This window comes from Kitasatospora sp. CB01950 (genome assembly GCF_001905465.1).
Classification (GTDB): Bacteria; Actinomycetota; Actinomycetes; order Streptomycetales; family Streptomycetaceae; genus Kitasatospora.
The window spans coordinates 369804-390356 of record NZ_LISX01000004.1 but is presented as its reverse complement, the minus strand read 5'-3'; the positions used below and the strand labels follow the sequence as shown (position 1 = coordinate 390356).

Sequence of the window (20553 nt, the reverse complement as noted above, 5' to 3'; positions counted from 1 at the left end):
GACTCGAAGGCATTGAGAGGGAACTGATGGGTATCGAGGAGAAGCTGCCGAGCGGCTTTCTGCTCACCAGCGTGGAGGCCGCCGCGGGTTGGGTGCGGAAGGCGTCGCTCTTCCCGGCCACCTTCGGACTCGCCTGCTGTGCGATCGAGATGATGACCACCGGTGCGGGCCGCTACGACCTGGCCCGGTTCGGCATGGAGGTGTTCCGCGGCTCGCCGCGGCAGGCCGACCTGATGATCGTGGCCGGGCGGGTCAGCCAGAAGATGGCCCCGGTGCTGCGTCAGGTGTACGACCAGATGCCGAACCCCAAGTGGGTCATCTCGATGGGCGTGTGCGCCTCCTCCGGCGGCATGTTCAACAACTACGCGATCGTCCAGGGCGTCGACCACATCGTCCCGGTCGACATCTACCTGCCGGGCTGCCCGCCCCGCCCGGAGATGCTGCTGGACGCGATCCTCAAGCTGCACGACAAGATCCAGCACGAGAAGCTCGGCGTGAACCGCCGCCGGGCCGAGGAGGAGGCCGAGCAGCTCGCGCTGCACGCCACTCCGACCAGTGAGATGCGGGGGCTGCTGCGATGAGCGAGCAGGACAAGGAGACGCCCGAAGTCCCCGCCACCAGGCGGGAGATCCCGGTCGAGGTGGTCGGCACCCGGAAGGGCATGTTCGGCGCCCACGGCACCGGCGACACCTCCGGCTTCGGCGGGCTGAACGCCCCGATCGTGCTGCCCGGCCCGAGCGAACGCCCCTACGGCGGTTGGTTCGACGAGGTGGCCGACGAGTTCGAGGGCGCGCTGGAGGAGCAGGGCCTCGACGTGACCGAGGTGATCGGGAAGACCGTCGTCGACCGCGACGAGCTGACCTTCCACATCGAGCGCGAGCACCTGCTGAAGGCGGTTCGGATCCTGCGCGACGACCCGGCGCTGCGGTTCGAACTCTGCCTGGGCGTCAGCGGCGTGCACTACCCGGCCGAGACCGGACGGGAACTGCACGCGGTCTACCACCTGCGCTCGATCACCCACGGCCGGCTGATCCGGCTGGAGGTCACCGCGCCCGACGCGGACCCGCGGATCCCGTCCGTGGTGAGCGTCTACCCGACCAACGACTGGCACGAGCGGGAGACCTACGACTTCTTCGGCCTGGTCTTCGAGGGCCACCCGGCGCTCACCCGGATCATGATGCCGGACGACTGGCTGGGCCACCCGCAGCGCAAGGACTACCCGCTCGGAGGCATTCCCGTCGAGTACAAGGGCGCGCAGATCCCGGCGCCCGACCAGCGGAGGTCGTACACCTGATGAGCAGCACATATGACGAGGCGGGCTCCAGGGACACCACCGAAGGACGGGTGTTCACCGTCACCGGTGGCGACTGGGGCGAGGTCGCCGAGGCGGTGGCCGGCGCCGACGACGAGCGGATCATCGTCAACATGGGCCCGCAGCACCCGTCCACCCACGGCGTGCTGCGGCTGATCCTGGAGATCGACGGCGAGACGGTCACCGAGGCCCGGTGCGGCATCGGCTACCTGCACACCGGCATCGAGAAGAACATGGAGTTCCGCAACTGGGTGCAGGGCACCACGTTCGTGACGCGGATGGACTACCTCACTCCGCTGTACAACGAGACCGCCTACTGCCTGGCCGTGGAGAAGCTCCTCGGGATCACCGCCGACATCCCCGAACGGGCGTCCGTGATCCGGGTGTTGATGATGGAGCTGAATCGGATCTCCTCGCACCTGGTGGCCCTCGCCACCGGCGGCATGGAGATCGGCTCCACCACCCTGATGATCTACGGCTTCCGCGACCGCGAGGTCGTCCTGGACATCTTCGAGCTGGTCACCGGCCTGCGGATGAACCACGCGTACGTCCGCCCCGGCGGACTGGCCCAGGACCTGCCGCCCGGCGCCGTCGACAAGATCCGCGAGGGCGTCAAGCTGCTCCGCTCCCGGATGCACGAGTACGACAAACTCGCCACCGACAACCCGGTGTTCAAGGCCCGCCTGGTCGACGTCGGCTTCCTCGACCTGCCCGGCTGCCTGGCCCTCGGCGCCACCGGCCCGATCCTGCGCGCCACCGGGCTGCCGCACGACCTGCGCAAGTCCGACCCGTACTGCGGGTACGAGAACTACGACTTCGAGGTCGCGGTCGCCGACAGCTGCGACTCCTACGGGCGGTTCGTGATCCGCCTGAAGGAGATGAAGCAGTCGCTGCGGATCGTCGAACAGTGCCTGGAGCGGCTGCGGCCCGGCGCGGTGATGGTCGCCGACAAGAAGATCGCCTGGCCCGCCCAACTCGCAGTCGGCGCCGACGGCATGGGCAACTCGCTGGACCACATCCGGAAGATCATGGGCAGCTCGATGGAGGCCCTGATCCACCACTTCAAGCTGGTCACCGAGGGCTTCAAGGTGCCGGTCGGCCAGGCGTACACAGCCGTCGAGTCACCCAAGGGCGAACTCGGCGTGCACGTGGTCAGCGACGGCGGCACCCGGCCCTACCGGGTGCACTTCCGCGACCCGTCGTTCACCAACCTGCAGACGATGGCGGCGATGTGCGAGGGCGGCCAGGTCGCCGACGTGATCGTCGCGGTGGCCGGGATCGACCCGGTGATGGGAGGCGTGGACCGGTGAGCAGCACAGAACTCGGCCTGCCGGCGCTGCCGGCCAAGCCCTACCCGCCGGACGTCGAACGGCGACTCGCCGCCGACGCCGCCGAACTGATCGCCCGCTACCCGCACTCCCGCTCCGCGCTGCTGCCGCTGCTGCACCTGGTGCAGGCCGAGGAGGGCTTCGTCTCGGCGACCGGAATCCGGTTCTGCGCCGAGCAGTTGGACCTCACCACCGCCGAGGTCACCGCGGTCGCCACCTTCTACACCATGTACCGCCGGCGTCCGGCCGGCGAGTACCACGTCGGGGTGTGCACCAACACGCTGTGCGCGGTGCTCGGCGGCGACCAGATCTTCGACGAGCTCAAGCAGCACCTGGAGATCGAGAACAACCGCACCACCGAGGACGGCGCCGTCTCGATCGAGCGGATCGAGTGCAACGCGGCCTGCGACTACGCGCCCGTGGTGATGGTCAACTGGGAGTTCTTCGACAACCAGACCCCGGAGTCCGCACGGGAGTTGGTCGACCGGCTGCGCGCGGGCGAAGAGGTACGGCCGACCCGCGGCGCGAAGCTCTGCTCGTTCAAGGAGACCTCCCGGATCCTGGCCGGCTTCGCCGACGAACGCGAGGGCGCGGTCGACGAGTCCGGGGCCGGCGGCGCACCCTCGCTGGCCGGCCTGCGGCTGGCCAAGGGCGAGGCCCTGCCCGGCACCCCGGGCGCCAAGGTGGTCTCCCCCCGGCAAGAAGGGACGGAAGCGTGATGACCTCCGCCGAGCCGGCCGAGAAGCTCCTCTCCCCGGTCCTCTCCGCGTCCTGGGACGACCGCCGCCCCTGGACCCTCGACACCTACCGCCGGCACGGCGGCTACGACGGCCTGCGCACCGCCCTCACCATGGCCCCGGACGACGTGATCGCCCTGGTCAAGGAGTCCGGCCTGCGCGGCCGCGGCGGCGCCGGCTTCCCCACCGGCCTGAAGTGGCAGTTCATCCCGCAGAACGACGGCAAGCCGCACTACCTGGTGGTCAACGCCGACGAGTCCGAGCCGGGCACCTGCAAGGACATCCCGCTGCTGTTCGCCAACCCGCACTCGCTGATCGAGGGCATGGCGATCGCCTCCTGGGCGATCCGCTGCAACCACGCCTTCATCTACCTGCGCGGCGAGGTCGTCCCGGTGCTCCGCCGCCTCCAGGCCGCGGTCGCCGAGGCGTACGCGGCCGGATTCCTCGGCAAGGACGCCCTCGGCGAGGGCAACGACCTCGACATCACCGTCCACGCCGGCGCCGGCGCGTACATCTGCGGCGAGGAGACCGCGCTGCTGGACTCGCTGGAGGGCCGCCGCGGCCAGCCCCGGCTGCGCCCGCCGTTCCCGGCGGTGGCCGGCCTGTACGCCTGCCCGACGGTGGTCAACAACGTCGAGTCGATCGCCTCGGTGCCGCCGATCCTGGCCCGCGGCAAGGACTGGTTCAAGTCGCTGGGCACCGAGAAGTCGCCCGGCTTCACCCTGTACTCGCTGTCCGGGCACGTCACCAACCCCGGCCAGTACGAGGCCCCGCTCGGCATCACGCTCCGCCAGCTGCTCGACATCACCGGCGGCATCCGGGCCGGGCACCGCCTCAAGTTCTGGACGCCGGGCGGCTCGTCCACCCCGATGTTCACCGACGAGCACCTCGACGTCCCGCTCGACTACGAGGGCGTCGGCGCGGCCGGCTCGATGCTCGGCACCAAGGCGCTCCAGGTGTTCGACGAGACCACCTGCGTGGTGCGGGCCGTCACCCGGTGGACCGAGTTCTACGCCCACGAGTCCTGCGGCAAGTGCACCCCCTGCCGCGAAGGCACGTACTGGCTGGTGCAGTTGCTGAAGCGGATCGAGGCCGGCCAGGGCGTCCCCGGCGACCTGGAGAAGCTGCTGGACATCGCCGACAACATCAACGGCAAGTCCTTCTGCGCGCTCGGCGACGGCGCCGCCAGCCCGATCGTCTCCTCGCTCCAGCACTTCCGCGCCGAGTACGAGCAGCACATCAACGAGCACCGCTGCCCGTTCGACCCGGCGGCCTCCACCGTCTGGGCCGACCGGGCCTCCGTCCACGAGTCCGCCACCGAGAGGGAGGTGCACGCGTGACGGTCACCGAGCCTTCCACCCAGACCGAGCTGGTCACGCTCACCATCGACGGCGTCGAAGTCAGCGTCCCCAAGGGCACGTTGGTGATCCGCGCCGCCGAGCAGATCGGCACCCAGATCCCGCGCTTCTGCGACCACCCGCTGCTCGACCCCGCCGGGGCGTGCCGCCAGTGCATCGTGGAGATCGAGGGGCAGCGCAAGCCGGTCGCCTCCTGCACCGTCCCGGTCGCCGAGGGCATGGTGGTGCGCACCCAGCTGACCTCGCCGGTCGCCGAGAAGGCGCAGCACGGCGTGATGGAACTGCTGCTGATCAACCACCCGCTGGACTGCCCGGTCTGCGACAAGGGCGGCGAATGCCCGCTGCAGAACCAGGCGATGACCAACGGCGCGGCGGAGTCCCGGTTCGAGGGCGTCAAGCGGACGTACGAGAAGCCGATCCCGCTCTCCACCCAGGTGCTGCTGGACCGCGAACGCTGCGTGCTGTGCGCGCGCTGCACCCGGTTCTCGCAGCAGATCGCCGGCGACCCGTTCATCGACCTGGTCGAGCGCGGCGCGCTCCAGCAGGTCGGCACCGGCGTCGACCAGCCGCTGGACTCGTACTTCTCCGGCAACACCATCCAGATCTGCCCGGTCGGCGCGCTCACCTCCGCCGCCTACCGGTTCCGCTCCCGCCCGTTCGACCTGGTCTCCTCGCCGTCCGTGTGCGAGCACTGCTCGGCGGGCTGCGGGCAGCGCACCGACCACCGGCGCGGCAAGGTGATGCGCCGCCTGGCCGGCAACGAGCCGGAGGTCAACGAGGAGTGGAACTGCGACAAGGGCCGGTTCGCGTTCCGCTACGCCCAGCAGCGTGACCGCTTCGCCTCGCCGATGGTCCGGCGGGACGGCGAACTCGTCGCCGTGTCCTGGCCGGAGGCGCTCGCCGCGGTCGCCGAGGGGCTGCGCGGCAGGCGGGCCGCGGCGCTGGCCGGCGGCCGGGTCACCGTCGAGGACGCCTACGGCTGGGCCAAGTTCGCCCGGATCGCGCTCGGCACCAACGACGTCGACTTCCGGGCCCGCCCGCACAGCGGCGAGGAGGCCGAGTTCCTGGCCGCCGTCGTCGCCGGGCAGGGCGTCGACCTCGACGGCGGCGGGGTGAGCTACCGCCAACTCGAAGACGCACCGGCCGTGCTGCTCGCCGGACTGGAGGCCGAGGAGGAGGCGCCGATCGTCTTCCTGCGCCTGCGCAAGGCCAACCGGGCGCACGGACTGCGGGTGTTCTCGATCGCCTCGCACGCCACCCGGGGCCTGACCAAACTGCACGGCGCGCTGCTGCCCGCCGCCCCCGGCACCGAGGCCGAGTGGCTCGGCGCGCTCGCCGGCGAGGAGGTGCTCACCGACGACGCGGGCCGCTGCGCCGACGCGCTGCGCTCTCCCGGCGCGGTGATCCTGGTCGGCGAACGACTCGCCCAGACCGCCGGCGGCCCGACCGCCGCGCTGCGCCTGGCGCACGCCACCGGGGCGAAGCTCGCCTGGGTGCCGCGCCGGGCCGGTGAGCGCGGCGCCGTCGAGGCGGGCGCGCTGCCCGGGCTGCTGCCCGGCGGCCGCGCCGTCGGCGTGCCCGCCGCGCGCGCCGAGGCCGCCGCGCACTGGGGCGTCGCCGAACTCCCCGCCGCGGAGGGCCGCGACACCGACCGGATCCTGGCGGCCGCCGCCGCGGGCGACCTGGACGCGCTGGTGGTCGGCGGCGTCGGCCTGGACGACCTGCCGGACCCGGTGCTCGCCGAACAGGCCCTGGAACGCGCCTTCGTGGTCTCGCTGGAGCTGCGCCCGTCCGCCGCGACCGCGCTGGCCGACGTGGTGCTGCCGGTCGCGGCCGTCGCCGAGAAGGCCGGCACCTTCCTGGACTGGGAGGGTCGGGTCCGGATGTTCGAACCGGCCATCAAGCCCGACCAGTTGATGGGCCGCCACCTGCACTCGGACGTCCGGGTGCTGTCCATGGTCGCGGACGCGCTGGAGAAGCCGATCGGCCTGCCCGACGTCCGCGCGGCCCGGCTGGAGCTGGACCGTTTCGCCCCGTGGGAGGGCGACCGTCCGGCCGCGCCCGGCGCGCTCCCCGGCACGCTGCCCCGCCCGGTGACCGGGCAGGCCGTGCTGGCCGGGCACCGGATGCTGCTCGACAACGGCACGCTCCAGGACGGCGACGAGCACCTGGCCGGCACCCGGCACCCCGTCGTCGCCCGGCTGTCCGCCGCCACCGCCGCCGAGATCGGCGCCACCGGCCCGCTGCTGCGGATCACCGGCCCCGCCGGGTCGCTGACCCTGCCGCTGGAGGTCACCGAGGCGATGCCGGACCGCACGGTCTGGCTGCCGCTCAACTCGACGCCCGGCGGCGGTGCGCACCGCACGCTCGGCACCACCCTGGGCCACCTGGTCACCATCGCCCCGGCGGAGGAACAGTGATGCACCTCGCTGCTGCGTACGACACCCTGGCCTTCTTCGGGCGCGACCCGTGGTGGCTGGTGCTGCTGAAGGCGGTGTTCTGCTTCGCCTTCCTGGTGCTGACGGTGCTGATCGCGATCGTCTGGGAGCGCAAGGTCGTCGCCTGGATGCAGCTGCGGATCGGCCCCAACCGGCACGGACCGTGGGGCCTGCTGCAGTCACTGGCCGACGGTGTGAAGCTGGCGCTGAAGGAAGACCTGGTGGTGAAGGGCGCCGACAAGGCGGTCTACATCCTGGCGCCGATCGTCGCGGCGATCCCCGCGTTCATGTCGTTCGCGGTGATCCCGTTCGGCCCGGCCGGCAACGAGGTGTCGATCTTCGGCACCCGCACCCCGCTGCAGCTCACCGACCTGCCGATCGCGCTGCTGTACATCCTGGCCACCGCCTCGGTGGGCATCTACGGCATCGTGCTGGCCGGCTGGTCGTCCGGCTCGACGTACCCGCTGCTCGGCGGCATCCGCTCGTCCGCCCAGATGATCAGCTACGAGATCGCGATGGGCCTGTCGTTCGCGGCGGTGTTCATCTACTCGGGCTCGATGTCGACCTCGGAGATCGTCGCCTCGCAGCAGCCGACCTGGTTCGCGGTGCTGCTGCCGGTGTCGTTCATCGTCTACATCGTCGCGATGGTCGGCGAGACCAACCGCGCGCCGTTCGACCTCCCGGAGGCCGAGGGCGAGCTGGTCGGCGGCTTCAACACCGAGTACTCCTCGCTGAAGTTCGCGATGTTCATGCTGGCCGAGTACGTCAACATGGTCACCGTCTCGGCGGTCGCCTCGACGCTGTTCCTCGGCGGCTGGCGGGCCCCGTGGCCGATCTCCACCTTCTGGGAGGGGGCCAACCACGGCTGGTGGCCGATGCTGTGGATCGTGCTGAAGATCCAGCTGCTGCTGTTCTTCTTCATCTGGCTGCGCGGCACCCTGCCGCGACTGCGCTACGACCAGTTCATGAAGCTCGGCTGGAAGGTGCTCATCCCGGTCTCCCTGGTGTGGCTGGTGATGGTCTCCGCGGTGCGGGCGCTGCGCAACGAGGGCTACGACTTCACCAAGGTGCTGCTGTACGTGGGCGCGCCGCTCGCGGCGGTCCTGCTGGTCGCGCTGATCGCGGACGTGGTCCGCAAGAAGCCCGAGGAGCCGCCCGCCGCCGCCCCGCCCGCGGCCTTCGACCCGATGGCCGGCGGCTACCCGGTGCCGCCGCTGCCCGGTCAGGAACTGCCGCCCGTCCCGCGTCGCCGCCGCCGGACCCCGCAACTCCAGGACGCCCTCAACGGGGCCGACCATTCCGAAGGGAGCTGAGCCGCGATGTCCGACGAATCCTCGGAGAAGTCGATCCTCGGTCCGGCCGCCGGCTTCGGCGTGACCTTCAAGGCCATGTTCAAGAAGCGGCTCACCGAGCAGTACCCGGAGTACAAGAAGCCCACGGCTCCGCGCTTCCACGGCCGCCACCAGCTGAACCGGCACCCGGACGGGCTGGAGAAGTGCATCGGCTGCGAGCTGTGCGCCTGGGCCTGCCCGGCCGACGCGATCTACGTCGAGGGCGCCGACAACCGGGACGACGAGCGCTACTCGCCCGGTGAGCGCTACGGCGCGGTCTACCAGATCAACTACGCCCGCTGCATCCTGTGCGGGCTGTGCATCGAGGCCTGCCCGACCCGGGCGCTCACCATGACCAACGAGTACGAACTCGCCGACTCCAGCCGGCAGGACCTGATCTTCACCAAGGAACAGCTGCTGGTCGGGCTGACCGAGGGCATGGTCGACTCGCCGCACGCGATCTTCCCCGACGCCGACGAGGGCGCCTACTACCGGGGCGAGATCAAGGGCGCCGCGCCGGGCACCGTGCAGCAGGAGAAGCACGCGCACGACAAGGAGGCGCAGTCATGACCTCCACCGGCGAGGCCGTGCAGTTCTGGGTGCTGGCCGTGATCGCGGTCGGCGGCGCGCTCGGCATGCTGCTGATGAAGAAGGCGGTGCACTCGGCGCTCTGCCTGGCCGCCACCATGCTCTCGCTGGCGATCTGCTACCTGGCGCAGGGCGCGGTGTTCCTCGGCGTGGTGCAGATCGTCGTCTACACCGGCGCGATCATGATGCTGTTCCTGTTCGTGGTGATGCTGGTCGGCGTCACCTCGGAGGACTCGCTGAAGGAACAGCTGAAGGGCCAGCGGATCGGCGCCGTGCTCTGCGGCCTGGGCTTCGGCGTGCTGCTGATCGCCGGCCTGGCGAACGCCCGGCTGTCGCACTTCACCGGCCTGTCCGAGGCGAACGCCGAGGGCAACGTGCAGGGCCTGGCCCGGCTGATCTTCACCAAGTACGTCTGGGCGTTCGAAGTGACCGGCGCGCTGCTGATCACCGCGGCGATCGGCGCCATGGTGCTGACCCACCGCGAGAAGATCCGCGAGCCGCTGACGCAGCGTCAACTCGCCGACCGGCGCGTCAGGGACAACATCCAGTTGCCGCCGCTGCCCGCGCCCGGCGTGTACGCCCGGCACAACGCGGTGGACATCCCCGCGCTGCTGCCCGACGGCACCGTCGCCGAGGACTCCGTGATGGGCACCCTGCGCGAGCGCGGCCAGATCCGCGACGTCAGCCAGGAGATGCTGCAGCGGATGGCCGAACTGGAGGAGAGCACCGCCGACTGGCTCGGCCGCCCGTCCTCCGCCCGCCCGCAGGTGGCCGGGCCCCGCCAGGCGCTGGAGACCGTGCCGACCCCGACCAAGGAGGAGGCGGAGTGAACCCGGTCAACTACCTGTACCTCGCCGCGCTGCTGTTCACCATCGGCGCCTCGGGCGTGGTGATCCGCCGCAACGCGATCGTGCTGTTCATGTGCGTGGAGCTGATGCTGAACGCCTCGAACCTGGCGCTGGTCACGTTCTCCCGGCTGCACGGCAACCTGGACGGCCAGATCCTCGCGTTCTTCACCATGGTGGTCGCGGCGGCCGAGGTCGTGGTCGGCCTCGCCATCATCGTCTCCATCTTCCGGACCAGGCACTCCGCTTCGGTCGACGACAGCAACCTGATGAAGCTGTAGGCGGAGGGCCCTTCAGTGAACTCTCTCATTCCGCTGCTGATCGCGGCGCCGCTGGCCGGCGCTGCCCTGCTGCTGCTCGGCGGACGGGCCCTGGACCGGTTCGGGCACTGGATCGCGACCGCACTCGCGGCGCTGTCCTGCGCCTTCGGTCTCGTCCTGTTCTTCGACATGCTGGGCCGCGACACCGAGCACCGCGCCGTCACCACACGGCTGTTCAGCTGGATCCCGGTGAACGGCTTCCAGGCCGACGTCTCCTTCCAGCTCGACCAACTGTCCATCGTCTTCGTCCTGTTGATCACCGGCGTCGGCACCCTGATCCACCTCTACTCGGTGGGCTACATGGCGCACGACGAGCGCCGCCGCCGGTTCTTCGCCTACCTGAACCTGTTCCTGGCCGCCATGCTGATCCTGGTGCTGGCGGACAACTACCTGCTGCTGTACGTCGGTTGGGAAGGCGTGGGCCTCGCGTCCTACCTGCTGATCGGCTTCTGGCAGCACAAGCCGAGCGCTGCGACGGCCGCCAAGAAGGCGTTCATCGTCAACCGGGTCGGCGACCTGGGCCTGTCGATCGCGATCATGCTGATGTTCGCCGAGTTCGGTTCCTTCGCCTTCCACCCGGTGTTCTCCGCCGCGGGCGACGCCACCGAGGGCAAGCTCACCGCGATCGGCCTGATGCTGCTGCTCGCCGCCTGCGGCAAGTCCGCGCAGGTCCCGCTGCAGTCCTGGCTGGGCGACGCGATGGAGGGCCCGACCCCGGTCTCCGCGCTGATCCATGCCGCCACCATGGTCACCGCGGGCGTCTACCTGATCACCCGCTCCTCGGCGATCTTCGACCTGGCCCCCGACGCGCAGACCGCCGTCGTGGTGGTCGGCGCGGTGACGCTGCTGTTCGGCGCCATCGTCGGTTGCGCCAAGGACGACATCAAGAAGGCGCTGGCTGGCTCGACCATGTCGCAGATCGGCTACATGATCATGGCGGCGGGCCTCGGCCCGGTCGGCTACGCCTTCGCCATCATGCACCTGGTCACCCACGGCTTCTTCAAGGCCGGACTGTTCCTCGGCGCCGGGTCGGTCATGCACGGCATGAACGACGAGGTGAACATGCGCCACTACGGCGGCCTGCGGAAGTACATGCCGTGGACCTTCTGGACGTTCATGGCCGGCTACGCGGCGATCATCGGCTTCCCGTTCCTGTCCGGCTTCTTCTCCAAGGACAAGATCATCGAAGCGGCGCTCGCCAAGGGCGGCACCGAGGGCTGGATCCTCGGCGGCTGCGCGCTGCTCGGCGCCGCCGTCACCGCGTTCTACATGACCCGGGTGGTGCTGCTGACCTTCTTCGGCGAGAAGCGCTGGCAGCCCGACGCCGAGGGCAACGAGCCGCACCCGCACGAGTCGCCGAAGACCATGGTGATCCCGATGGTCGTGCTGACCTTCGGCTCGCTGTTCGCCGGCGGACTCTTCAGCCTCGGCGACTCCTTCCTGAACTTCCTGGAGCCGGTCACCGGCTTCGAGGAGGGCCACTCGCCGCTGAACGCCCTCACCGTCAGCGCCATCGCCACCGTCTGCATGGCGGCCGGCGTCGGCCTGGCCTGGCTGATGTACGGCCGCAGCCCCGTCCCGGTGAAGCCGCCGGTCGGCTCGCTGCTCACCCGGGCAGCCCGCCGCGACCTGCTGCAGGACGACTTCAACCACGCCGTCCTGGTCCGGCCCGGCTCGGCGCTCGCCGCCACCCTGGTCTGGTTCGACAGCAAGGGCCTGGACGGCTTCGTCAACGGCCTCGCCGCCGCCATCGGCGGCCTGTCCGGACGGCTGCGCCGGATCCAGACCGGCTACGTCCGGACGTACGCGCTCTCCATGTTCGGCGGCACGCTGGTGCTGGTCGCCTCCACTCTCCTGATGAGGTCGGTCTGATGAGCTACCTCCTCTCCGCCACCTGCGCCGTCCCGGCCGTCGGAGCGGTGGTCACCGCCGCTCTGCCGGCCGGCACCGGCGAGGCCCGGCGGCGCACCACCAAGGCCGTCGCGCTCGGCTTCTCGGTGGCCACCCTGGGCCTGGCCGCCGCGATCGCCGCGTCCTTCCAACCCGGCGGCGCCCGCTACCAGTTGACCGAGTCCTACAGCTGGATCCGCTCCTTCGGGATCGACTTCTCGCTCGGCGCGGACGGCATCGGCACCGTGCTGGCGCTGCTCACCGCCGTGCTGGTGCCGCTGGTGATGCTGGCCGGCTGGCACGACGCCGACCCTTCGGCCCCCGAGGGCACGTTCGAGTCCAAGCGCCGCACCCAGGGCTTCTTCGCCCTGATCCTCGCCGTCGAGGCGATGGTGCTGGTGTCCTTCCTGGCCACCGACGTGTTCGTGTTCTACGTGTTCTTCGAAGCCATGCTGATCCCGATGTACTTCCTGATCGGCGGCTTCGGCGACCGGGCCGGCGGACCGGACTCGGCCCGCCAACGCTCCTACGCCGCCGTCAAGTTCCTGCTGTACAACCTGCTCGGCGGACTGGTCATGCTGGCCGCCGTGATCGGCCTGTACGTGGTGGCGAGCGACCAGGGCCTGGCGACGTTCAGCCTGCCCGCGCTGACCGACGCGATCTCCTCCGGCAAGCTGGTGATCGACCCGACCGCGCAGCGCGCGCTGTTCCTCGGCTTCTTCTTCGCCTTCGCGGTGAAGGCCCCGCTGTGGCCGCTGCACACCTGGCTGCCCAAGGCGATGGGCGAGTCCACCGCCGGAACGGCCGTGCTGATCACCGCGGTCGTCGACAAGGTCGGCACCTTCGCGATGCTCCGGTTCTGCCTCGGCCTGTTCCCGGACGCCTCGAAGACCTTCGCCCCGGCAATCCTGGTGCTGTCGCTGATCGGCATCGTCTACGGCGCGCTGGTCGCCATCGGCCAGAAGGACATCAAGCGGCTGGTCGCCTACGCGTCCATCTCGCACTTCGGGTTCATCATCATGGGCATCTTCGCGATGACCAGCCAGGGCCAGTCCGGCGCCACCCTCTACATGGTCAACCACGGCATCTCCACCGCCGCGTGGATGCTGGTCGCCGGCTTCCTGATCTCCCGCCGCGGCTCCCGCCTGATCGCCGACTACGGCGGCGTCCAGAAGGTCGCGCCGGTACTGGCCGGCACCTTCCTGATCGGCGGCCTGGCCACCCTGTCGCTGCCCGGCCTGGCCCCGTTCGTCAGCGAATTCCTGGTCCTGGTCGGCACGTTCACCCGCTACCCGGTGATCGGCATCATCGCCACCTTCGGCATCGTGCTGGCCGCGCTGTACTCGCTGATGCTGTACCAGCGCACCATGACCGGGCCGGTGAAGGCCTCCGTCACGGGCATGCCCGACCTGAAGGCCCGTGAACTCGCCGTCGTCGCGCCGCTGGTGGCCCTCACCGTGCTGCTCGGCGTCTACCCGCAGCCGCTCACCCGGATGGTGGACCCGGCCGTGAACGACACCCTCAGTCAGATCCACCGGACCGACCCCGCGCCCGCCCACCCGGTGGCCGCCACCACCGGAGGTGAGCAGAAGTGATCGCCACCCACGCGCTGGCCGCCGCCGGCGGCAACAGCCCCAGCATCCCCGCCCCGCACATCGAGTACGGCCAACTCTCGCCGATGCTGGTGGTGTTCGGCGCCGCCCTGGTCGGCATCCTGGCCGAGGCGTTCCTGCCGCGCAGGCTGCGCGCCGCCACCCAGCTGGGCATCTCGCTGGCCGGCCTGGTCGGCGGCTTCGTCGCCGTCGTGGTGCTCGCCGCCCAGGGCCACGCCTCCACCCGGGCAGGCCTGTTGGCGATGGGCTCGGTCGCCATCGACGGGCCCGCGCTGTTCCTCCAGGGCGTCATCCTGTTGACCGCCGTCCTCGCCGTCCTCACCTACGCCGAGGGCCGCCTGGAGCCGCGCATCAACGGCCACCGGATCGACGCGTTCGCCGCCCAGGCCGCCGCCGTCCCCGGCGGCGAACAGGAACGCGAAGCCACCCGCGAGGGCCTGCGGACCACCGAGATCTACCCGCTCACCCTGTTCGCGGTCGGCGGCATGCTGCTCTTCCCCGCCTCCAACGACCTGCTCACCATGTTCGTGGCGCTCGAAGTGCTGTCCCTGCCGCTGTACTTGATGTGCGCGATCGCCCGGCGCCGCCGCCTGCTCTCGCAGGAGGCCGCCGTCAAGTACTTCCTGCTCGGCGCGTTCGCCTCCGCGTTCTTCCTGTTCGGCACCGCCCTGCTGTACGGCTACGCGGGCAGCCTCCGGCTCGGCGAGATCGCCGACGTCGTCTCCGGCGTCGCCCCCGTCACCCCCGCGCTCGCCGTCACCACCCAGAACGACGCGCTGCTGCTGATCGGCCTCGCCATGGTCAGCGTCGGCCTGCTCTTCAAGGTCGGCGCGGTGCCGTTCCACTCCTGGACGCCGGACGTCTACCAGGGCGCGCCGACCCCCGTCACCGGGTTCATGGCCGCCGCCACCAAGACCGCCGCGTTCGGCGCGCTGCTGCGGCTGTTCTACGTCGCCTTCCCCGGCATCCGCTGGGACTGGCGGCCCGTCATGTGGGGCGTCGCGATCCTCACCATGGTGGTCGGCTCGATCCTCGCCGTCACCCAGCAGGACGTGAAGCGACTGCTCGCCTACTCCTCGATCGCGCACGCCGGGTTCATCCTCACCGGCCTGATCGCCACCGACCGGCGCGGCGTCGCGGCCGTCCTCTTCTACCTGCTCGCCTACTCCTTCGTCACCCTCGGCGCGTTCGCCGTGGTCACCCTGGTGCGCGACTCCAAGGGCGAGGCCACCCACCTGTCCAGCTGGGCCGGACTCGGCCGGCGCTCACCGCTGCTCGCCGCGGTGTTCGCGCTGTTCCTGCTGGCCTTCGCCGGCATCCCGCTCACCTCCGGCTTCACCGGCAAGTTCGCCGTCTTCCAGGCCGCGGCCGGCGGCGGCGCCGCCCCGCTCGTCATCGTCGGTGTGCTGTCCTCCGCGATCGCCGCCTTCTTCTACATCCGCGTCATCGTCCTGATGTTCTTCTCCGACCCCCAGCCCTCCGGCCCCGCCGTCGCCGTCCCCAGCGCCCTCACCGCGACCACCATCGCCTTCGGCGTCCTGGTCACCCTCGGTCTCGGCCTGCTCCCGCAGTACTTCCTCGACCTGGCCACCAAGGCCTCGATCTTCATTCGCTGATCGTTCCCGGGGCGGGAGGACGGTCCGTACCGGGCCCACCTCCCGCCACCAGGGGAGGAAGGCCCATGCCCGTGCAGTGATCCACTCGGGACCGGATACGCTGCCTTGTATGTGCATCGGCGGCGCTGAGGGACCGGCCCGCTGGATCGACCAGGGACAGGAGTGGTCAGCGTGACCGTCGTGGGGCCCTTCGGGCTGAGCGTGCAGGACCGCGATCTGACCCGCGACGTCCAGGCCGGGATGGAGGCCGTGGAGGCCGCGCTGATCGAGGCCGTCAAGTGCGACGTGCCCTTCATCACGGTGACCGCCAGCCACCTCATCGAGGCCGGGGGGAAGCGGTTCAGGCCGCTGCTCGTGATGCTCGCCGCCCAGTTCGGCGACGCGGCCGCCGCCGGCGTCGTGACGTCCGCGGTGGTGGTCGAACTCACCCACCTCGCGACGCTGTACCACGACGACGTCATGGACGAGGCCCCCGTACGGCGCGGCGCGCCCAGCGCCAACAGCCGCTGGGACAACTCGGTCGCCATCCTCACCGGCGACTTCCTGTTCTCCCGCGCCTCCCAGGTGCTCGCCGACCTCGGCCCCGAAGCCGTCAAGGTCCAGGCCGACGCGTTCGAACGACTGGTCACCGGCCAGATCCTGGAGACCGTCGGGCCCCGCCCCGAGGACGACCCGCTCCAGCACTACCTGGACGTCCTCTCCGGCAAGACCGGCTCGCTGATCGCCGTCTCCTGCCGCTTCGGCGCGATGATGGCCGGCGCCGAACCGTGGATCGTCGACCTGCTCACCCAGTACGGCGAGCGCATCGGCACCGCGTTCCAGCTCGCCGACGACGTCCTCGACATCGCCAGCGACGGCCACGAATCCGGCAAGACCCCCGGCACCGACCTGCGCGAAGGCGTCCCCACGCTGCCCGTGCTGCTGCTGCGCCAGATGCCCGTCGACCCGGCGGACGCGGAGGACGTGCGGGTGCGGGAACTCCTCGACAGCGACCTGGCGTCCGACGACGCCGCCCACGCGGAAGCGCTGCGCCTGCTGCGTCGGCACCCCGCGCTGGAGCGGGCGCGCCGCGAGACGCTGCGCTACGCGGAGGAGGCGCGGGCGCTGCTGGACCCGCTGCCGGAGTGCTCGGCGAAGGCGGCGCTGCAGGAGCTCTGCGACACGGTGGCGATTCGCACCATGTGAGACGGGTGCGGGTGCGGGACGCAGGCGGGCGCGGTTTCGCGCTCTCGCGCCCGCTAGGGTTCGGTGCATGTTGCGTGTGGTGATCGCCGAGGATTCCGTGTTGCTCCGGGAGGGGTTGACGCGGTTGCTGACGGACCGGGGGATGGAGGTCGTGGCGGGGGTCGGGGACGGGGACGCTCTGCTGCGGGTGGTGGACGGGCTGCAGGAGGAGGGCTCGTTGCCGGACGTGGTGGTGGCGGACGTGCGGATGCCGCCGACGCACACCGACGAGGGGGTGCGGGCGTGCGTGGAGTTGCGCAAGCGGTATCCGCAGCTGGGTGTGCTGGTGCTGTCGCAGCACGTGGAGGAGCAGTACGCGGGCGAGCTGCTGGCGGGTTCGACCCGCGGGGTCGGGTACCTGTTGAAGGACCGGGTCGCCGACGTGCGGGAGTTCGTCGACGCGGTGACCCGGGTCGCGCAGGGCGGGACGGCGCTGGACCCGGAGGTGGTGCAGCAGCTGCTGAGCCGCAGCCGGCAGGTCGACACGCTGGCGAATCTGACGCCCCGTGAGCGCGAGGTGCTGGGGCTGATGGCGGAGGGCCGGACCAACGCCGCGATAGCCAAGCAACTGGTGGTGTCCGACGGTGCGGTCGAGAAGCATGTGTCGAACATCTTCCAGAAACTGGGTTTGGGCCAGAGCCAGCAGGATCACCGGCGGGTTCTCGCGGTGCTCGCGTATTTGGAGTCGTGACCGGCGGGGGGACCCGCCGTGGCGGTCTTCGCGAGTTCCCTTCCCGTCGTGCTTTACCTGTTTAGGATTCCTTTTGGTGCGCCAGGCGGACGGGGCACACGGCTCACGCCCGCTGCTGGCTCCCTTTCGAGGAGGTCCGCGGCAGTGACCAGTCAGGTCGATCAGTCAGAGGCAGTGGACGGCCCGGACGGCGAGCGCCGGACGGGCCCGGCCTCGCCCCGTTCGGGCCCGCAGGACGGGTGCGGGCGGGCGGCCAAGCCGATCCGACGGCTGGACCGGGTGATCATCCGGTTCGCCGGCGACTCGGGCGACGGGATGCAGCTCACCGGCGACCGTTTCACCTCGGAGACGGCGGCGTTCGGCAACGACCTGTCCACGCTGCCGAACTTCCCGGCGGAGATCCGCGCCCCCGCAGGCACCCTGCCGGGCGTGTCGAGCTTCCAGCTGCACTTCGCCGACCACGACATCCTGACGCCCGGCGACGCCCCCGACGTGCTGGTGGCGATGAACCCGGCGGCGCTGAAGGCGAACCTGCCGGACCTGCCGGCGGGCGCCGAGATCATCGTCAACACGGACGAGTTCACCAAGCGAGCGCTGGCGAAGGTCGGCTACGACAGGGACCCGCTGACGGACGGCTCGCTGGAGGCGTTCCGGCTGCACCCCGTCCCGCTGACCTCGCTGACGCTGGAGGCGCTGAAGGACAGCGGGCTGGCCCGCAAGGACGCCGAGCGGGCGAAGAACATGTTCGCGCTCGGCCTGCTGTCGTGGATGTACCACCGGCCCACCCACGGCACCGAGTTGTTCCTGCGGCAGAAGTTCGCGAAGAAGCCGCAGATCGCCGAGGCCAACGTGTCGGCGTTCCGGGCGGGTTGGAACTTCGGCGAGACCACCGAGGACTTCGCGGTCTCCTACGAGATCCTGCCGGCCAAGCTGCCCGCCGGCACGTACCGCAACATCTCCGGGAACCTGGCGCTGTCGTACGGCCTGGTCGCGGCGGGGGAGCGGTCCGGGCTGCCGGTGTTCCTCGGCTCGTACCCGATCACCCCCGCCTCGGACATCCTGCACGAACTGTCGAAGCACAAGAACTTCGGCGTCCGGACGTTCCAGGCCGAGGACGAGATCGCCGGCATCGGCGCGGCGCTCGGCGCGGCGTTCGGCGGCGCGCTGGGCGTGACCACCACCTCCGGCCCCGGCGTGGCGCTGAAGTCGGAGACCATCGGCCTCGCCGTGTCGCTGGAACTGCCGCTGCTGGTGGTCGACATCCAGCGCGGCGGCCCGTCCACCGGCCTGCCGACCAAGACCGAGCAGGCCGACCTGCTGCAGGCGATGTTCGGCCGCAACGGCGAGGCCCCGGTGCCGATCGTCGCCCCCGCGACGCCCGCCGAGTGCTTCGACGCCGTGCTCGACGCCGCCCGGATCGCGCTCACCTACCGCACCCCGGTGTTCCTGCTCTCCGACGGCTACCTGGCCAACGGCTCCGAGCCGTGGAAGATCCCGGACATCGACGAACTCCCGGACCTGCGCGTCGAGTTCGCCACCGAGCCGAACGGCCCCGACGGCACCTTCCGCCCCTACCAGCGGGACCCGCACACCCTCGCCCGCCCGTGGGCCGTCCCCGGCACCCCCGGCCTCGAACACCGGATCGGCGGCATCGAGAAGCAGGACGGCACCGGCAACATCTCCTACGACCCCGCCAACCACGACTTCATGGTCCGCACCCGGCAGGCCAAGATCGACGGCATCGAGGTCCCCGACGTCGAGGTCGACGACCCGAGCGGCGAGGCCCGCGTCCTGGTGCTCGGCTGGGGCTCCACCTACGGCCCGATCGCCGCCGCCGTGCGCCGGGTGCGGGCCGACGGCGGCCAGGTCGCCCAGGCCCACCTGCGGAACCTCAACCCCTTCCCGGCCAACCTCGGCACGGTGCTGCGCCGGTACGAGCGGGTGATCGTCCCCGAGATGAACCTCGGACAGCTCGCCCTGCTGCTGCGCGCCAAGTACCTCGTCGACGCGCAGTCCTACAACCAGGTGCGCGGCCTGCCGTTCAAGGCCGCCCAACTCGCCGACGTGCTGCACGCGGCGATCGGCACGCTCGACGCGGAGGCGACCCGATGACCGACTTCCCCGCTCTGCGGCTCGTCCCCAAGGCCGACGGACCGCAGACCGCGAAGGACTTCAAGACCGACCAGGAAGTGCGCTGGTGCCCCGGCTGCGGCGACTACGCGATCCTCGCGGCCGTGCAGTCCTTCATGCCGGAGCTCGGCATCCGCCGGGAGAACACCGTCTTCGTCTCCGGCATCGGCTGCTCCTCGCGGTTCCCGTACTACATGAATACGTACGGCATGCACTCGATCCACGGGCGTGCCCCGGCGATCGCCACCGGCCTGGCCGCGTCCCGTCCCGACCTGTCGGTGTGGGTGGTGACGGGTGACGGGGACGCACTGTCGATCGGCGGCAATCACCTGATCCATGCGCTGCGGCGGAACGTCAATCTGAAGATCCTGCTGTTCAACAACCGGATCTACGGGCTGACGAAGGGGCAGTACTCGCCGACCAGCGAGGTCGGGAAGATCACCAAGTCGACGCCGATGGGGTCGCTGGACGCGCCGTTCAATCCGCTGTCGCTGGCGATCGGGGCCGAGGCGAGCTTCGTGGCGCGGACGATCGACTCGGACCGGCAGCACCTTCAGTCGGTGCTGCGGGCGGCCGCGCAGCACGAGGGCACGGCGCTGGTGGAGATCTACCAGAACTGCAACATCTTCAACGACGGGGCGTTCGAGATCCTGAAGGAGCCGGGCACCCGGGACGAGGCGATCGTCCGGCTGGAGCACGGGCAGCCGGTCCTGGTCGGCGCGGACCGGCACGTGGTGCGCGGGCCGGACGGGGAGCTGCGGATCGCCCCGCTCGGGGAGGGGACGGCCCTGGTGCACGACGCGCACGCGAGCAGCCCGGCCACGGCGTTCGCGCTGACCCGGCTGGCGGATGCGGACACCCTGCACCACACGCCGATCGGTGTCCTTCGGGACGTCCGCCGGGACGTCTACGACGTGCAGATGGCAGACCAGTTGGCGTTGGCGGAGGAGCAGAAGGGGCGGGGCGAACTGGCCGGTCTGCTGACGGGGTCGAGCACCTGGACGGTGGCCGAGTAGCGGACCGGAGACGTCGGGACGGGCCCGCTCCCGGCGGGTCGCTATTACTTGTCAGTAGTCATTTTCCATTTTGGAGATGACACCTTCACCCGCGTGCCGCTACCTTTCGGAGGACG

General features: G+C 70.7%; 17 protein-coding genes. All 17 read left to right on the top strand.

Annotated elements, in window-relative coordinates:
* Window positions 1–26 precede the first annotated feature (26 nt).
* The 17 genes from AMK19_RS13675 (at window position 27) to AMK19_RS13595 (ending at window position 20437) form a co-directional block, all read left to right on the top strand.
* Complete coding sequence (locus AMK19_RS13675; protein ID WP_073811435.1) at window positions 27–581, top strand: NuoB/complex I 20 kDa subunit family protein; 555 nt, start codon at window positions 27–29, stop codon at window positions 579–581.
* On the top strand, window positions 578–1294 hold the full coding sequence (locus AMK19_RS13670; protein ID WP_073811433.1) for an NADH-quinone oxidoreductase subunit C: 717 nt from the start codon (window positions 578–580) through the stop codon (window positions 1292–1294). The genes AMK19_RS13675 and AMK19_RS13670 overlap by 4 nt, the downstream gene beginning before the upstream one ends.
* On the top strand, window positions 1294–2622 hold the full coding sequence (locus AMK19_RS13665) for an NADH-quinone oxidoreductase subunit D (protein ID WP_073811431.1): 1329 nt from the start codon (window positions 1294–1296) through the stop codon (window positions 2620–2622). The genes AMK19_RS13670 and AMK19_RS13665 overlap by 1 nt, the downstream gene beginning before the upstream one ends.
* Before the next feature lie 17 nt (window positions 2623–2639).
* Window positions 2640–3359, top strand: a complete 720-nt coding sequence (nuoE, locus tag AMK19_RS13660; protein WP_073811719.1) for an NADH-quinone oxidoreductase subunit NuoE — start codon at window positions 2640–2642, stop codon at window positions 3357–3359.
* Window positions 3359–4717 (top strand): NADH-quinone oxidoreductase subunit NuoF, encoded by a 1359-nt coding sequence (gene nuoF, locus AMK19_RS13655; RefSeq protein ID WP_073811429.1) that lies wholly within the window; start codon window positions 3359–3361, stop codon window positions 4715–4717. The genes nuoE and nuoF overlap by 1 nt, the downstream gene beginning before the upstream one ends.
* Entirely contained in the window at window positions 4714–7155 is a 2442-nt protein-coding gene (locus AMK19_RS13650; RefSeq protein WP_073811427.1) for an NADH-quinone oxidoreductase subunit G, read from the top strand. The genes nuoF and AMK19_RS13650 overlap by 4 nt, the downstream gene beginning before the upstream one ends.
* Entirely contained in the window at window positions 7155–8486 is a 1332-nt protein-coding gene (nuoH, locus tag AMK19_RS13645) for an NADH-quinone oxidoreductase subunit NuoH (protein WP_073811425.1), read from the top strand. The genes AMK19_RS13650 and nuoH overlap by 1 nt, the downstream gene beginning before the upstream one ends.
* Before the next feature lie 6 nt (window positions 8487–8492).
* Window positions 8493–9074, top strand: a complete 582-nt coding sequence (gene nuoI, locus AMK19_RS13640) for an NADH-quinone oxidoreductase subunit NuoI (RefSeq protein ID WP_073811423.1) — start codon at window positions 8493–8495, stop codon at window positions 9072–9074.
* Entirely contained in the window at window positions 9071–9922 is an 852-nt protein-coding gene (locus tag AMK19_RS13635; protein WP_073811421.1) for an NADH-quinone oxidoreductase subunit J, read from the top strand. Before nuoI ends, AMK19_RS13635 begins: the two co-directional genes overlap by 4 nt.
* Window positions 9919–10218 (top strand): NADH-quinone oxidoreductase subunit NuoK, encoded by a 300-nt coding sequence (nuoK, locus tag AMK19_RS13630; protein ID WP_073811419.1) that lies wholly within the window; start codon window positions 9919–9921, stop codon window positions 10216–10218. Before AMK19_RS13635 ends, nuoK begins: the two co-directional genes overlap by 4 nt.
* 15 nt (window positions 10219–10233) lie before the next feature.
* Window positions 10234–12129 (top strand): NADH-quinone oxidoreductase subunit L, encoded by a 1896-nt coding sequence (gene nuoL, locus AMK19_RS13625; protein ID WP_073811417.1) that lies wholly within the window; start codon window positions 10234–10236, stop codon window positions 12127–12129.
* Complete coding sequence (locus AMK19_RS13620) at window positions 12129–13742, top strand: NADH-quinone oxidoreductase subunit M (RefSeq protein WP_073811415.1); 1614 nt, start codon at window positions 12129–12131, stop codon at window positions 13740–13742. The genes nuoL and AMK19_RS13620 overlap by 1 nt, the downstream gene beginning before the upstream one ends.
* On the top strand, window positions 13739–15376 hold the full coding sequence (nuoN, locus tag AMK19_RS13615; protein ID WP_073811413.1) for an NADH-quinone oxidoreductase subunit NuoN: 1638 nt from the start codon (window positions 13739–13741) through the stop codon (window positions 15374–15376). Before AMK19_RS13620 ends, nuoN begins: the two co-directional genes overlap by 4 nt.
* Window positions 15377–15547: 171 nt before the next feature.
* The gene (locus AMK19_RS13610) at window positions 15548–16561 is read left to right on the top strand and encodes a polyprenyl synthetase family protein (protein WP_073811410.1); all 1014 of its coding nucleotides are present in this window, start codon (window positions 15548–15550) and stop codon (window positions 16559–16561) included.
* A 70-nt stretch (window positions 16562–16631) separates the two neighbouring features.
* Window positions 16632–17291, top strand: coding sequence for a response regulator transcription factor (locus AMK19_RS13605; RefSeq protein WP_073811716.1), 660 nt, complete (start codon window positions 16632–16634; stop codon window positions 17289–17291).
* A gap of 144 nt (window positions 17292–17435) precedes the next feature.
* A complete protein-coding gene (locus AMK19_RS13600; protein ID WP_073811408.1) occupies window positions 17436–19403 on the top strand; it encodes a 2-oxoacid:acceptor oxidoreductase subunit alpha in 1968 nt (655 codons plus the stop codon).
* A complete protein-coding gene (locus AMK19_RS13595; protein WP_073811406.1) occupies window positions 19400–20437 on the top strand; it encodes a 2-oxoacid:ferredoxin oxidoreductase subunit beta in 1038 nt (345 codons plus the stop codon). Before AMK19_RS13600 ends, AMK19_RS13595 begins: the two co-directional genes overlap by 4 nt.
* The last annotated feature ends 116 nt before the right edge of the window (window positions 20438–20553 follow it).